The organism is Desulfosporosinus paludis (genome assembly GCF_045689965.1).
GTDB lineage: Bacteria > Bacillota > Desulfitobacteriia > Desulfitobacteriales > Desulfitobacteriaceae > Desulfosporosinus > Desulfosporosinus paludis.
The window spans coordinates 2367882-2382076 of record NZ_CP144211.1; the positions used below are offsets into that span (position 1 = coordinate 2367882).

The window sequence follows — 14195 nt, forward strand, 5'->3', positions numbered from 1 at the left end:
GAAATCACTTCCAAACCTCGCCGAACACACCGTCCAAGATTTTCAGAGCCTCATCAATTTCTGCTTTCTCTGCAATTAGAGGAGGGAGGAAACGCAATGTTTTACCGCCAACACAATTTATCAACAGCCCTTTTTGACGACAACTCTCGACGAGCTCCGGCCCAAATTTAGAAACAGGCCAGCCAATGATAAATCCTTGTCCTCGTATAGGATCTCCAGTTCGATATTTCTGGGCCAATTGTTCAAGACCCTGGCGAAAATAACTGGCCCTCTCTTGAACACTTGGGAAAAATCCTTCTTCGAGCATAACATCTAGGACTGCACACCCTGCAGCAGTAGCCAAAGGATTCCCGCCAAAGGTTGAGGCATGATCACCTGGTTGAAAGACACCAGCAACTTTGTCGGTTGCTAGCATCGCTCCGATTGGCACTCCGCCTCCCAGGGCTTTAGCTAAGGTCATAATATCCGGAGTTACACCGCTCCACTCATAAGCAAAGAGTTTCCCAGTTCTTCCGACTCCACACTGCACCTCATCGAAAATTAACAAGGCACCGTACTGATCACATAAGGCACGGGCAGCTTGGAGAAATTCACTCGAAGCAGGAATGACTCCCCCTTCACCCTGAATGGGTTCAATAAAGACTGCAGCCGTTTTTTCATTAATTTTAGCCTTTAGACCTTCAAGATCGTTTAGAGCCGTATAACTTAGACCAACGGGCAGAGGATCATAACCTTCCTGATATTTAGTTTGTCCTGTCAAGGTAAGTGTCGCCAAGGTGCGCCCATGAAAAGAGTTCTCCAGGGACACTACTTCATATTTATTCGCTCCGTACATTTTTTTGGCATATTTTCGAGCTAATTTAAAAGCTGCTTCATTAGCTTCAGCACCGCTGTTGCAAAAGAACACCTTATCGGCAAAGGAATGCTTCACTAAGCGCTCCGCCAGAGCAACTTGGTTCGGAATCCAGTATAAATTCGACGTATGCAAAATCTCTTGAGCCTGATCTTGAATAGCTTTAACGATGGCCGGATGACTATGGCCCAAGGAATTAACGGCTAGTCCGGTTAAAAAATCCAAATAGCGTTTTCCTTCCGTATCCCAAACCCAAGCACCTTCGCCTTTAACGATGGTCATGGGCAAACGGCCATATGTGTTCATTACAACGTTTTTTCCCTGCTCTATGATTGCCTCCGTTGATAAGCCTTCTAACTGTGCCATTTTTTCATCCTCCCATATTCGAAATTCGACGTTTGGTATTCGACGTTCGAATCCATGCGTAGTTCTATTTCCACCGAAAAAATTCCTAAACTATACGAAACCAAAATTCTTATAACTTACCCTCTAGTCTTTAAACATGGTCCCGATTCCACCATCTGTAAATAGTTCGAGAAGTATTGCATGACGTATTCGTCCGTCGAGGACATGCACGCTGCCAACCCCTTGTTCTAACGCGGAAACTGCACACTCAACTTTCGGGAGCATTCCACCTTGCAAGACTCCCTCCTCAACTAAGGTATCTACCTCACCTCTGCTAATTGTAGAGATAAGCGAGCCAGCGTCGGCAACATCGCGTAATATGCCGCGGACATCCGTCAGAAGCAGTAGTTTATCAGCCTTTAATGCTTCTGCTATTTTTCCTGCAGCGGTATCTGCATTGACATTGAAGGTTTCCCCATGTTCCCCGCTGGCCACTGGAGAAATGACGGGAATATACCCCTCTTCCAACAGGGTATTCAAAATATCCGGCGTGACGGTATGAATCTCACCGACAAGTCCTAAGTCGATCTCTTCCATTTCTCCGGCGCTGTTCGGGATCTGAAGGGGTTTCTTATTAGCCAGCAGCAACTGAGCATCCTTGCCGGATAGCCCAACGCTCTTTCCGCCAAAGCGGTTTAGAGTGGATACCATCTCGGTATTCAGCTTTCCTAATAAAACCATTTGGGCTATCTCCATCGTTTGGGCATCAGTAACGCGCAAGCCTTTTACAAATTGGCTCTCAATCCCCACTTTTTTTAACATTGCATTAATCTCCGGCCCGCCGCCGTGAACTAAAACGGGCCGGATTCCTACAGAGTGCAAAAGCAAGATATCTAACATAACGGATTCTTTAAGAACGGGGTCCACCATGGCATGACCACCATATTTGATTACGACCATTTTTCCCGCAAATTTTTGAATATACGGAAGGGCTTCCACTAAAACTCCGGCTTTACTAATTCCCTCTTCGATAGGGGTCATCACAGACACCTCCACTTTTACGTTCGATAACTCCCATTGATTGTGACATACTCATGCGTAAGGTCACACCCCCAAGCAGTCGCACTTTCTTCCCCGCCATTCAAAGCTAAGCGAATCTGTACTTCTTTATGTCCCAGAATCTCTTTTGCGGTTTCTTCAGAAAAAGCAACCCCGCGGCCAGCTCGGGCAACGGTCATATCTCCAAGGAAAATATCTACAATGCTCGGATCAAAGTCCGCTCCTGAATACCCTGCTGCAGTTAAGATTCTTCCCCAGTTAGCATCTTCACCAAACAGCGCGGCTTTCACCAAGCTAGAGCCGCAAATACTGCGGGCAACTTTTCGGGCATCTTCTTTAGTTTTAGCGCCTGAAACAGAAACTTCCATGAACTTACTGGCACCTTCTCCATCACGAGCAATATCCTTAGCTAATTGAATGCACATACTCTTTACCATAGTTTCGAAGTTAAGCATATCCTCACCGCTCGGAGTGATTCCCGAAGTTCCATTGGCTAAAATAAGCACCATATCATTTGTGCTCGTATCTCCATCCACGGTAACCATATTGAAACTCTCCTCAACAGCCTCACGCAGCAGGCGCTGCAAAACCGAGGAAGGAACAGCGGCATCAGTTGTTAAAAAGCCTAACATGGTCCCCATATTGGGATGAATCATCCCTGATCCTTTAGCCATAGCCCCGAGTTTAATCACTCCTCCCTGAGAGCAGGGAAGTTCGTAAGCATGCTCTTTAACCATTGTATCTGTCGTCATAATTGCTAAGGCAGCTCGATGGGCCCCATCATTTTGTGCGGCCTGCCCTTTCAGGTCCTGTACAACATTGCCCAATAGTTCTGAACTCGCTGCTCGAATTCCGACTAAAACCCTTTCGATCGGCATTTCAACCCCGATCACTCCGGTGGAAGCAACAAGCACATCGTCTTGGGGGATTGCCGTATACATACCCACCACTTCAGCCATGGCTAAAGCAGACTGATCCCCGAAATCCCCTACACAAGCGTTAGCGTTTCCGCTGTTGACCACGATCGCCTGAGCTAGGCCATTGCGCAAGTGTTTTTGGGTTAAATACAGCGGATGTGCTTTCACCAGGTTTTTCGTATACACTCCAGCGGCTTGCGCTTGAACCTGAGAATAAATTAAAGCCACGTCATATTTATCAGGATACTTAATTCCTGCCTGAACACCCACAGCATAAAATCCCTGAGGAGCGGCGACACCGCCTTCAATCTCTTTCCAACCTTCAACTCCATGTTCCATACTCTCATACTCCTTTGATACCGACATTCATCTTATAATAAATTGTAAAGCCTATTCTTTTAAGGCCAAAGCGCAGTCCCGCTGATTCCTTGTTCTTCAGGCCATCCCATGATCAGATTCATGTTTTGCACCGCTTGACCAGCGGCACCTTTCATTAAATTATCAATCGCAGACACGATTATGGCGTTACCCGTTCTTTGGTCCACAGTTAATTGCAAAAAGACGTGATTGCTTCCGCTGGCAAATTTCGTCTGGGGCCATGTACCCCGAGGCAAAATATGAACAAAGGGTTCTTCCTCATAATGTTTTAGCCAACACTTTCGCAAGTCCTCTTCATGGATCCCCTCTTTGACCCTCACGTATATGGTGGCTAACATTCCTCGTGTCATCGGAACAAGGTGAGGCGTGAAATTCACTGTTAAAGGCCGACCGGCAGCCCGGGAAAGCTCCTGCTCTATTTCAGGGGTATGACGATGACTAGCAATTCCATAAGCTTTAAAATTTTCATTGACCTCTGAATAATGGTTTCCTAAAGAAACTCCCCGCCCTGCTCCAGAAACACCTGATTTAGCATCGATGATCAAGGTCTCAGTATAGAGCAGCCGGTCTTTTAATAAAGGGACCAGAGCCAGCAACGTCGCTGTAGGATAGCAGCCTGGATTAGCAATTAAAGATTTTCCTTTAATTTGCTCACGATTGAGTTCCGGCAGCCCATACACCGCCTCTGCAAGCAACTCTACGTCCGGATGCTTTAATTTATACCATTCCTCATAAATCTGGGCAGAATTCAAACGAAAATCCGCACCCAAATCAATAACTTTCATATCGCGTTCTAAAAACCCCCTCGCTCGTGAAGCTGTTAGGCCATGAGGAAGAGCACAGAACAGTACATCAAGATCCGGTACATTTTCGTCCTGCAGGATACCTATATCTTGTCCGCTCCAGTGCGGATAAACCTCCGCATACTCCTGACCCGCCACACTGGACGATGATAGAAACAGTTCTTCTATTTTTTCATGGCGACGCAAGAGCCGTACCAATTCCTGTCCTGCATATCCTGTCGCCCCAAGCACACCAACTCTCATGTCTATCCCTCCACTCTAATTTCTTTTCATAATTATACATATCTTCGTATAATAATTCAATGCTTAAAAATAAAAAAGAGCTTTCTCAATCAGCTCTTTTCTTACATATCACTAAACGTTACATTTCTTTAGCGGGTATGATCTTATTCCTCAGAAGCAACTATATCATTCCTCATTATTCCTCAAGCCAAAAATAAAATACGTTGCAGATAAAATTAGGCGTGTAGAATTACATTCTTACTTAGTTAATCGGAATTCCTTCTTGATTTGCAGCAAGAGTTTCTTATCTCTCAACACGTCTGAGCCGGTAAAAGCAAGAATTTGCATAGCCCGCATCAAAAGTTTTTCTCCTTCGGAGGAAATAGCAGCCTGAGCAAAGTCTTTTGTGTGCGGTATTTCAGTTCCTGTCCCAAGCGTCAAATAGGGATGGATAGCCGGCACGGCTCGACTGACATTGCCCATGTCCACTGAGCCCATAGCCGTTTGCGGAGGGGCAATATGCTGAATGCCCAACTCACGGAGATTTTTGGTGAAGCAGTCTGCCAAAACTAAGTTAGTATGCATTTCATCGTAGGAAAACTCGAACTTCTGCCAAGTCATTTTTGCAGAGACCATAGCGGCTGCACCTTCTGCACAACGTATAACTTGCTCCCGCAACTCATCCAGTTCTTTCCGTTTTCGAGCCCGGAGGTAAAAACGCGCCACAGCTCGTTCCGGAATAATATTCGGAACCGTTCCTCCTTCAGTAATTACCCCGTTAATCTTCATATCATGGGGTATCTGCTTTTTAAGAGAGTTTATCCCGACAAAAAAATTGATGACCGCATCAAGAGCATTAATTCCAAAATGTGAAGCTGCTACTGCATGGGCAGCCCTTCCGTGAAACGTAAATTCCAAAGCATCTAAAGCTAAGCTGGAAATCACAGGAACATTCTGGCTTCCAGGATGAAACATAATTGCAGCATCGACATCCTCAAAAATCCCCTCTTCGACTAAGGTCACTTTCGCACCACTAGTTTCTTCAGCAGGACTGCCCACAACAATGATCTCCCCGGGGAGATCCATGCTTTTACTTAAAATGACTGCGGCGCCGGCACTGGCAGCGCCAATTAAGTTATGTCCACAACCGTGGCCAACTTCTGGCAAAGCGTCATATTCAGCCAAGAATGCGATCTTAGGTCCAGGGAGAGTGCCCGTGAAACGAGCCAGAAAGGCAGTGTCCACTCCTGCGATTCCCAATGTTACTTCAAAATTATGTTTCTTAAGAAAATTACCTAACACCTCAGACGCGAAGTATTCCTTATATCCAAGTTCAGGGTGCTCTCCGATCTGGCGGGCGACTTCCCACACTTCTTGGCGCAGATGCTGTGCCTGATCCCTATAAAAAGCCTTTATTGCATCCATGCATATCCCATCCCTTTTTTTGATCTCTCCTCGATGTCTCTATGCTCTGTAATATCTCCTCGCTGTCATTCAAACTCTTCTTAGAGTACAACACCTATAACCATATTATGGAGTATTAGGAGAACATATTCCTTGGACTAGCAGAGATCTCGATGATTATACTACACTCGAAACGCCGAGATTAACTTTGGAGAAAGGGTTATGGCTGACAATGTTAGGTCATGGACTTCCTTGGTGATCTTGTATCGGTTGAACCAGTGAGAACGATATAAACCGAGGCTAACCCAAATAAAGGCCAGGCAACGATTCCCCAGAGAAGACTTAACCCTGTTTTTAACTCTCGAAGGAATGTAAAATCCCGTAACATTCCGTGCCATACGTCTTGGAATTCAGCGGCGTGTATGCCCGTAATCAAGATAACCAGTGTATTCAACGCTTGATAAATCCAATCTTTTTTGAGCCAAACTATTAGGGCGAAGGATATTACAGCAATCACGAGGCTTATGGCCAATCCAAGTCCCCATTTTCTGCGCTTAGCCAAAGTAGTTTGCGCTTCAAAATCTACTGGATGAGCGTTGATCTCCTTCATGATTTGGGACTGGAAATTAAGCAAAACGTCATTAGGGATCGGTTTATCCTGAAACAGTTGGGCCCATAAAATGTCGTTGTCCGCCTCTTTCATGGATATCTCTCCTCTCTAATTCCTGTCGTAATTTTTCCTTTCCCCGATGGAGATATGTCTTTACCCGACTTACCGGAACCTGAAGCACTGTTGCTATCTCGGTATAAGACAGGTCTTGGCGATACCGTAAGAAAAGAGCCTGGGCGTAATGTTCTGGAAGTTCGTTTAAAACCTTAGAGAGGAAAGTGGCTTGTTCTTTTTCAAGCCAGATCTCCTCCGGTCTCGGATGAAGATCTTCCAACGTCTCGTCTAAAACTGTCGTAATTTCCCTTTGTTGTTTGCGTAGGATATCGATGGCTTTATTTCTAGCGATTGCATAGAGCCAAGCCCGAAAGGGATGATCCTTAGAATAGCGGTTCAAATTGCGGTAGGCCGCAATAAAAGCTTCCTGCGCACAATCGAAAACATCCTCATCAGAGTTAAGAATTCGCCTTAAAAAATGTAGTAATGGTTCTTGATATCGTTGAACAAGGTCTGCATATCGATCGTGTTGACCTGCGAGCACCTGCCGAATGATCTCGGCATCTTCCATACTCTTCTGGCTCCTATCCGCAAGTTTAATAACTCTCTGATCTCCTTATTCTTAATACGTTCAAACCCCTTGAAAAGTTTCACCTACAATCCTTTTCCGGTGCAATGACATTCTGCCTGGAAACATGCTAGGGTACAAACATCCTGCTTATGAGGCTAAATGCTTATACCCTAGTTCTTCAATAGGCGATGTATTAATTCTTCAGGAGTCAACCCTAACGTAAGAGTAAATGTTCCCGCTCGAAACTTACTTTCTGCTCCCAATTGACGGGCGCTTGCTAAGAAGGTTGCTTTATCCTTTATATACCCTTCGGCCGCCAAAAGATCCGCAATCTTATCCGCGCTTGCTCCCTCTGGAATGACAAAATCCCGCTCCGTTTGAGAAACGCCCGGAGAAGGAGAGGGCGCCGCCTGAGAAGATTGAGCTGATCCGGGCTTATTGGTCTCACTTGACTTTGATGATGGTTTCCCTGTTTCCACAGTGGGAGGCTGGGAGGTCTGTTGTTTCGCGGACTGTGTAAGAGCGGCTTCATTAGAAGCTGGAGAATATCCTTGGTAAGGAGAAATGACCAGAGTCAACATTGCGCTCAGAATTAAACCAGAGCCTAACCCCAGCCAATAGGAACGTGATACTTTCACTGAGCTCCTCCTTGGGACTGAGTTTTCAAAACCATTCTTACTGCGTCTTGACTCAACAATAAGCATTGAGCAATTTCCGGTATGCCTTGACCATTAGCAGCCAAAGCCAATACTTCTTGATACTTTGGTGACAAATTTCCTTGCCGCTGAGGCGAGTCTTTATGTTTTCTTCCCGGCTCCTTGATCGTCAGCGAGTACAGTTTACCCTTTTCTTTCTGCTCGTCTTCGTTCCGATTAGGCTCTCTTTGCCCAATGCTTTTAGGCTCAGCGTCCCTTAACTCCATCATTTTAGTTCTTTGGAGCTTATCTTCTAAAACATGAACATCGATTTGATTCTGAACTCTCTGCATTTCTTTTTTTAAATAGGAAACTCCCTTCAGCGCAGTCAATACTTCATCACTGGGCGGATTTTGCCAGCGCCAACCTAAGAGCAGAAACACTACTCCCAAAAGGAATAAACTAATCGTTAATATCACCGACTTGCTCCCTTCCTCACCATGATAATCCCCTCTACTTAAACCTGATTTCAGTTGTCAAGCTATCTACATTTCTTTACATATTTATCAATTCATACTTGAATATTCGAGGCCAAATTATCTTTTTCCTGCAAAAACTAACAGTTTTCAGCATTTATTTTGTTTTATTTAAATCTCACCTTTGTGACTGTTGCATTTGTTTACTGAAATAATTGTTTAAACCCTGATAAATGGCGAGAGCAAGTTTTTCTTGATAGTCTGAGGTCGTTAATAGTTGTTCTTCAGCCGGATTAGACAAAAACCCTACTTCCACCGTCACCGCCGCTTGATGGGCTTTTTTCAAGACATAAATTTCTTGATTAGCCTTAATAACCCTCTTGCCATTGGTCATACGATTTAATTCCTCCTGAATCGACTGAGCTAGTATTTTTCCTTCCAGAGAATCTGAATTGTAAAACGTTTGTGCTCCGGTTAATTTCTCATTTGGGAAACTGTTGGCATGAATACTAAGATAAACTTCCGCCTGAGCTTCCATGGCCAGTTGAATCCGTTGAGCTAAATCTTCACGCTTCCGTTTTAAAAGACCTTGAGATGTCCCTAGATCTCGGTCGTCATCCCGAACCATGATTGTCTTCGCTCCACTTTGTTGAATATGTGCTTCCAGGCGCTTAGCAACTGCCAATGTTATATCTTTTTCCAAAACCTTGCTCTTTCCTACAGCTCCGGGGTCGACTCCTCCATGCCCGGCGTCAATCACGACCACTCTATTTCCTAAAGTCCAACTCCAAATTTTCTGGTCTGAGCCTTCCAGTTTCCATCCCACGACCAGAATCAAGCCAAATAAAAGAAGACTTCCTAAGATTAACACTTTTCGCCGTCTCAGGCTAACAATCCAGATTGATTTCATGCCCTTCTCCCCTCCCCATCTATTCCGTCAATACATATGGGGAGAGGCAGGAAAATATTCGTTTAGCTTGTCGCCCTATCATATAGAAAAGGAAGGGATAAATCCCTTCCTTTGATTTGCAAATCTGATTTGAAATTAACGCTTGGAAAACTGTGGTGCTTTACGGGCTTTCTTCAAACCGTACTTACGACGCTCCTTCATGCGTGGGTCACGTGTGAGGAAACCGGCTCGCTTGAGGCTCGGACGAAGACTAGCATCTGCTTTTAATAAAGCACGAGCGATCCCGAGGCGAATTGCTCCGGCTTGACCTGTGGTTCCACCCCCGTGTGCAAGGGCGATAACATCGTATTTAGAGAGGGTATCCGTAATATTAAAAGGTTGCTGAACAATCATTTCCAGAGTTTTCTTACCAAAGTATTCCGCCAATTCGCGTTGATTGATGATGAATTTTCCTTCACCAGGAATAAGACGAACGCGGGCAATTGCATTCTTGCGGCGTCCTGTTGCAGCGTATTGTAATTGAGTTGCCATGTTATACTTCCTCCTTCCTTAGTCTACTGTATTGTCCAGATTTCAGGTTGTTGAGCTTGATGGGGGTGTGATTCTCCCTTATACACTTTTAACTTTGTGTACATCTGGGCGCCCAACTTGTTATGAGGAAGCATTCCCTTCACAGCATGTTCCATAGCTCGTTCAGGCATAATTTGCATTAACTTTTTGTAGGGGATTTCTTTCAACCCACCGGGAAACCCAGAGTGACGACGATAGAGTTTAGCATTTAACTTATTACCCGTAAGTAATAACTTCTCAGCGTTAATAATGATGACGTGATCTCCAGTGTCAACATTCGGGGTAAATGTCGGTTTATGTTTACCTCTCAGGATGCGTGCTGCTTCTGTAGCAATACGACCCAAGGGGATTCCCGCAGCGTCAATGATATACCATTTGCGCTCTTGGTCCTGCGCCTTCGCGAAAAACGTGGTCATGACTTTCCCTCCAAAATTAACAGATTTCCGTTTTATTTCACGCACATGGGGCTCAATCATGCTTGTGATATGCCAAAGTTATGGGGCTCAATCATAGCCATGGCATAAAAACTCATAATGATATTTTATTTAGAATTTACTTCTTTGTCAAGTCTTAATGATTCAGAATACCCGAGATAAAATGTTTTAACCTGCCATAACTATTCGAACGACTAGTCACTCATTACATTAAAGGTCTGAAAAGACCTCAAACGGACTCTCGTCCGAGTAGCTCACATAGGTTAGAGTTAAACCATGGGCCGGAGCAATCTCCCGGGCCCGTTTACGGTCTTGACTGGCCAGAATATTGGGTATCTCTTCGGGGGAGATTCGTCCTTTGCCCACGTCAACGAGTGTACCTACAATGATGCGCACCATATGGTATAAAAACCCATTACCGACACAAGAGACGCGGATCAAATTTTGATCTTCTTGAATCCTGCAGCGATAAAGCGTTCGTTCGAAAGTTTTGCTGTCTCCGCCTGCTGCGGCAAAGGTTTTAAAATTATGCCGACCCTCAAGTGACTTTGCTGCCATCTGCATGCAAGACAGATCTAAGGGAATGGGCACATGCCAACTATACAGGCGTTTGAAAACATCTGAAATCCGATGATTCTCAATCTGGTAGTCATAACGTTTCCACGTTGCCGATCGGCGCGCGTTAAATTCATAGGGAACGGCATCTGCGTGGAGTATACGTATATCTTTAGGAAGCAAGCTGTTAAACGCTTTGGGAATTTTATCTTCGGGAATTCTCGCCTCAGTCACGAAATTTACGACCTGTCCTGAAGCATGAACGCCGGCATCCGTCCGGCCAGCCATGGCAAGAGTGACCTTTTCGTCCACAAGCCTTGCCCAGATACCTTCTAAGGTTCCTTGGACCGTTGGACCGGCTGATTCAATCTGGCGTTGGAAACCATGATAATTTGTACCGTCATATGCTACTTTTAGCCGAATGTTGCGCATTAAATCCCAACCTTCCATGGAATCTCTAATTTAGTGCCAAACTAAAAGAAGCAGCCCCCAAACTCCTAAAATCATTCCACCCCAGCGGTCCATACCTGTCCGCTCATGGACCAAAATTGTTCGATAACTTCCAGAACCGTACCCACGGGCTAACATGGTTTCGCCGAGTTCTTCGGCCCGTCTCAAACTTAAAAGGATAAGAGGTACGATCAGCTGCAGCAGCTCCCAAGATCTCTTCAGCCGCGAGGAGGGCCAATTCCCCTTGATCATACGCGCCTTCCAGATCAAAGCCGCTTCTTCTAGAATAAGGGGAATAAATCGCAGTGTCAAGGTAATCAACAAGGCAAACTCCGTCGCTTTCTGAGAAAAGCGAGTTAGCGGCGCAAAGAAAAAAACAATTCCCAAGCCTTGTTCCAAAGGAAGAGTGACTGCAGCAAAGAGCCGGGTTAAGGCAAAGATCAGAGTAATACGCCAAATCATCATGAGAGCCTGTAGTAAGCCTGACTTCGACCAATGTCCTTGCCAGAAATGTCCGTATTCTGGCCATGCCCACCCTGCTGCAAAACCATAAAACAGCCCTAACCACAAGAGCACTAGAAGCATACCGCGAAAAATTTTAAGGGGAACGTGACTAGAAAGCACTAACACCAGCAATGCAACAGATGTCAGGACTAACCCCTGCCAACGAGTCAGTGTCAGAAGCAGTGATACTAAGGCCAGTGCACCTGCCTTCAGCCTTGGATCGAGGCGGTGCAGCGCACTTTCTCCAGACCAATAGACTTCTTGACCGTTCATAATCTTCCCCCTCTCAACAACGCACACCGGAACGGAGAAATTGTTCCTGGTATTCCTTCCACTGCTCTTTCCGGCAGTCCAAGACTATCTTGCCATCCTCAATAAGCCAGATCCGGTCTGCCGCTCCGAGCACTTCCCTAAGGTCATGGGTTACATAGAGTATCGTAATGCCTTTTAGGGCATAAACCGTCGCCAGAATACTTATCTTAGTTTGGGAATCAAGTCCAAGTAAAGGTTCATCCATGAGAAGAATCTCAGGCACATTTCGCATAGCTGCTGCCAGAGCTACCTTCTGTCGTTCTCCTCCGCTGAGATGTTCTGGGGCTGCTTTTGCTAGGCGAGTTGAAATCCCATAGTGTTCCATGAATACTGCCTGTTCTTCGTTTGGCGTCTTAAGAGCTTGCTTGGGGTCAGTAAAGAATAATTCATGCATGACATTGCGCCCAATTAAATATTCTCCCGCTTCTTGAAGAACAAAACCGCACTTTCGGCGTAAACTATTGATCTTTTTCTTTTCCATCGTCTCGCCATCCACTAAAAGTCGCCCTTCTGTCGGCAAGATAAAGCCGGCGACGCTCTCCAAGAGGGTGGTTTTACCAGAACCTGACGGACCGACGATTGCTAGAAACTCTCCCCGCTTTATGACATTATCCAACGACAATCTCAAATCAAAATTCGCTTGATCCCACTCCAAAATCGGAGAGAGAGGCGAAGCGGCACCCTCAATTCTCTGTTTATGGGGACTCTTAAATTCAGTTGCTGCAGCAAAGGCAGATCTGGAATCCTCGAGTCCAATCGAACTATTCGAATCTGTTGAAACGATTCTCTCATAGGATGAAAGTTCAAAACGATGTCTGTTAAATGCATCAATGGGGTTTCCCCAATCCACAATCTTGCCATTGTCCAGCACCAGGAGCCGATCTGCCCGACGAGCCAATTCTAAGTCATGGGTAATCCATAGTTGTCCTGTCTCTGGACGAGCGTGTTCTAATAGTTCCATGATCTTTGCCTGGGCACGGACATCAAGCATGCTTAGTCCCTCATCTAAAATCAAAAAAGCAGGGTTAAGTGCTAAGATTGCCGCTGTGACAAGTCGTTGCCGTTCTCCTCCAGATAATGTGGCGGGGGACTGATTTTCCTTCCCCTGCAGACCTATCTGCGCTGCTAACTGACTTACTCTATTTTGAACCGTCTGCTGATCTAAGCCAAGGTTAATAAGTCCAAAGGCTAGCTCTTCGGCAACCGTTGCTCCTATAGTTTGGCGTCTCGGATGCTGACCGACAAATCCTATCTCTTGCCAACGTTTTACCCTATCCCATGGGCAGGTTACTTCCTCTTGCTGTAAACGTATCTCTCCAGAACTTGGAGGGATTAACCCGGCTATCAGACGAGCTAACGTTGATTTTCCTGCACCGTTGGGACCCATTAAAGCAAGGATCTCCCCTTGGGTCCAAGTAAAGCTAACGCTTCTTAGGATATCCTTATAACAGATGTCTTGCAGTTCGAGTACCTTCTTTGAGCTCACAAGATCACTCCCCAACGTAAAGAAAACTTGGCTGGCGCTAAGCCTTGGCGCAGGCGGCCGCCTTAGTTGCCCTTATGCGCCGGCCATGACGATAAGCGGACGAGCTTATCGCCACACTGCAACTCATTACGCATACTCCAGCAGTGTGGATTGGTCAAGTGTCCCTGAGGCCAAAGATGGCGAGAAGGGACCTGTAGAGAGTATTTAACGAAGTCATACTTTCCAACAGTATCAGCAAAGGCCGGGATGCTTAACCTGTAAGCAAACCCGGCCTTCAGCAACTCGCTTTTAGACGAGTTCAACGATTACCATTGTCGCAGCATCTCCCCGACGTAAGCCGAGTTTCATGGTACGAGTATAGCCTCCCTGACGTTCAGCATATTTCGGCGCAATGGTATCAAACAATTTTTTAACAACATCCTCATCCATCAGATAAGACATCGTTAAGCGACGCGCAGCGAGATCGCCTTGCTTTCCAAGTGTGATCATCTTCTCAGCAATAGAACTAAGTTCTTTGGCGCGTGCTTCGGTCGTTTCGATACGTTCATGTCGTAATAGGGAAGTCACAATGTTACGCAACATTGCTCCGCGATGACCTGAGTCTCTTCCCAATTTGCGGTAAGCCAATTACATTCCCTCCTTTTGCA

17 protein-coding genes are annotated in these 14195 nt (G+C 45.6%); 1 reads left to right on the forward strand and 16 read right to left on the reverse strand.

The annotated features are described in order from the left end of the window. Window positions 1-4: 4 nt before the first annotated feature. The 15 genes from VZF35_RS11855 to VZF35_RS11925 all read right to left on the reverse strand — a co-directional run bounded on the left by VZF35_RS11855 (window position 5) and on the right by VZF35_RS11925 (window position 13548). Window positions 5-1219: an acetylornithine transaminase gene (locus tag VZF35_RS11855; protein WP_407313809.1), complete on the reverse strand. Its 1215-nt coding sequence runs from the start codon at window positions 1217-1219 to the stop codon at window positions 5-7. Between the two features lie 123 nt (window positions 1220-1342). Then, window positions 1343-2239: an acetylglutamate kinase gene (gene argB / locus VZF35_RS11860; protein WP_407313811.1), complete on the reverse strand. Its 897-nt coding sequence runs from the start codon at window positions 2237-2239 to the stop codon at window positions 1343-1345. A 17-nt stretch (window positions 2240-2256) separates the two neighbouring features. Further along, window positions 2257-3513 (reverse strand): bifunctional glutamate N-acetyltransferase/amino-acid acetyltransferase ArgJ, encoded by a 1257-nt coding sequence (gene argJ, locus VZF35_RS11865; RefSeq protein ID WP_407313813.1) that lies wholly within the window; start codon window positions 3511-3513, stop codon window positions 2257-2259. Window positions 3514-3572: 59 nt separating this feature from the next. After that, window positions 3573-4598 (reverse strand): N-acetyl-gamma-glutamyl-phosphate reductase, encoded by a 1026-nt coding sequence (gene argC / locus VZF35_RS11870; protein WP_407313815.1) that lies wholly within the window; start codon window positions 4596-4598, stop codon window positions 3573-3575. 237 nt (window positions 4599-4835) lie between these two features. Further along, a complete protein-coding gene (locus VZF35_RS11875) occupies window positions 4836-6002 on the reverse strand; it encodes a M20 family metallopeptidase (protein WP_407313817.1) in 1167 nt (388 codons plus the stop codon). Window positions 6003-6216: 214 nt separating this feature from the next. Continuing rightward, window positions 6217-6684 (reverse strand): hypothetical protein, encoded by a 468-nt coding sequence (locus tag VZF35_RS11880; protein ID WP_407313819.1) that lies wholly within the window; start codon window positions 6682-6684, stop codon window positions 6217-6219. After that, window positions 6635-7216, reverse strand: coding sequence for an RNA polymerase sigma factor (locus tag VZF35_RS11885; protein ID WP_407313821.1), 582 nt, complete (start codon window positions 7214-7216; stop codon window positions 6635-6637). The genes VZF35_RS11880 and VZF35_RS11885 overlap by 50 nt, the downstream gene beginning before the upstream one ends. A gap of 170 nt (window positions 7217-7386) precedes the next feature. Next, window positions 7387-7854, reverse strand: coding sequence for an endolytic transglycosylase MltG (locus tag VZF35_RS11890; protein WP_407313823.1), 468 nt, complete (start codon window positions 7852-7854; stop codon window positions 7387-7389). Continuing rightward, the gene (locus VZF35_RS11895; protein WP_407314591.1) at window positions 7851-8294 is read right to left on the reverse strand and encodes a DNA-binding response regulator; all 444 of its coding nucleotides are present in this window, start codon (window positions 8292-8294) and stop codon (window positions 7851-7853) included. Before VZF35_RS11895 ends, VZF35_RS11890 begins: the two co-directional genes overlap by 4 nt. A gap of 211 nt (window positions 8295-8505) precedes the next feature. Next, window positions 8506-9237, reverse strand: coding sequence for an N-acetylmuramoyl-L-alanine amidase (locus VZF35_RS11900; RefSeq protein WP_407313825.1), 732 nt, complete (start codon window positions 9235-9237; stop codon window positions 8506-8508). A gap of 135 nt (window positions 9238-9372) precedes the next feature. Beyond that, window positions 9373-9768: a 30S ribosomal protein S9 gene (gene rpsI, locus VZF35_RS11905; protein WP_407313827.1), complete on the reverse strand. Its 396-nt coding sequence runs from the start codon at window positions 9766-9768 to the stop codon at window positions 9373-9375. A 23-nt stretch (window positions 9769-9791) separates the two neighbouring features. Beyond that, complete coding sequence (gene rplM / locus VZF35_RS11910) at window positions 9792-10223, reverse strand: 50S ribosomal protein L13 (protein ID WP_407313829.1); 432 nt, start codon at window positions 10221-10223, stop codon at window positions 9792-9794. Between the two features lie 228 nt (window positions 10224-10451). Next, window positions 10452-11228 carry a tRNA pseudouridine(38-40) synthase TruA gene (gene truA / locus VZF35_RS11915; RefSeq protein WP_407314593.1) on the reverse strand — a complete coding sequence of 259 codons (777 nt, stop codon included), beginning with the start codon at window positions 11226-11228 and terminating at the stop codon, window positions 10452-10454. Window positions 11229-11258: 30 nt separating this feature from the next. Further along, the gene (locus tag VZF35_RS11920) at window positions 11259-12023 is read right to left on the reverse strand and encodes an energy-coupling factor transporter transmembrane component T family protein (protein ID WP_407313831.1); all 765 of its coding nucleotides are present in this window, start codon (window positions 12021-12023) and stop codon (window positions 11259-11261) included. 13 nt (window positions 12024-12036) lie between these two features. After that, window positions 12037-13548: an ABC transporter ATP-binding protein gene (locus VZF35_RS11925; protein ID WP_407313833.1), complete on the reverse strand. Its 1512-nt coding sequence runs from the start codon at window positions 13546-13548 to the stop codon at window positions 12037-12039. Between VZF35_RS11925 and VZF35_RS11930 the strand changes: the two genes are divergently transcribed. Beyond that, the gene (locus tag VZF35_RS11930; RefSeq protein ID WP_407314905.1) at window positions 13514-13756 is read left to right on the forward strand and encodes a hypothetical protein; all 243 of its coding nucleotides are present in this window, start codon (window positions 13514-13516) and stop codon (window positions 13754-13756) included. The genes VZF35_RS11925 and VZF35_RS11930 overlap by 35 nt on opposite strands. An 80-nt stretch (window positions 13757-13836) precedes the next feature. Here VZF35_RS11930 and rplQ read toward each other — a convergent pair whose 3' ends face one another. After that, entirely contained in the window at window positions 13837-14175 is a 339-nt protein-coding gene (rplQ, locus tag VZF35_RS11935; RefSeq protein WP_407313835.1) for a 50S ribosomal protein L17, read from the reverse strand. Window positions 14176-14195: the final 20 nt, after the last annotated feature.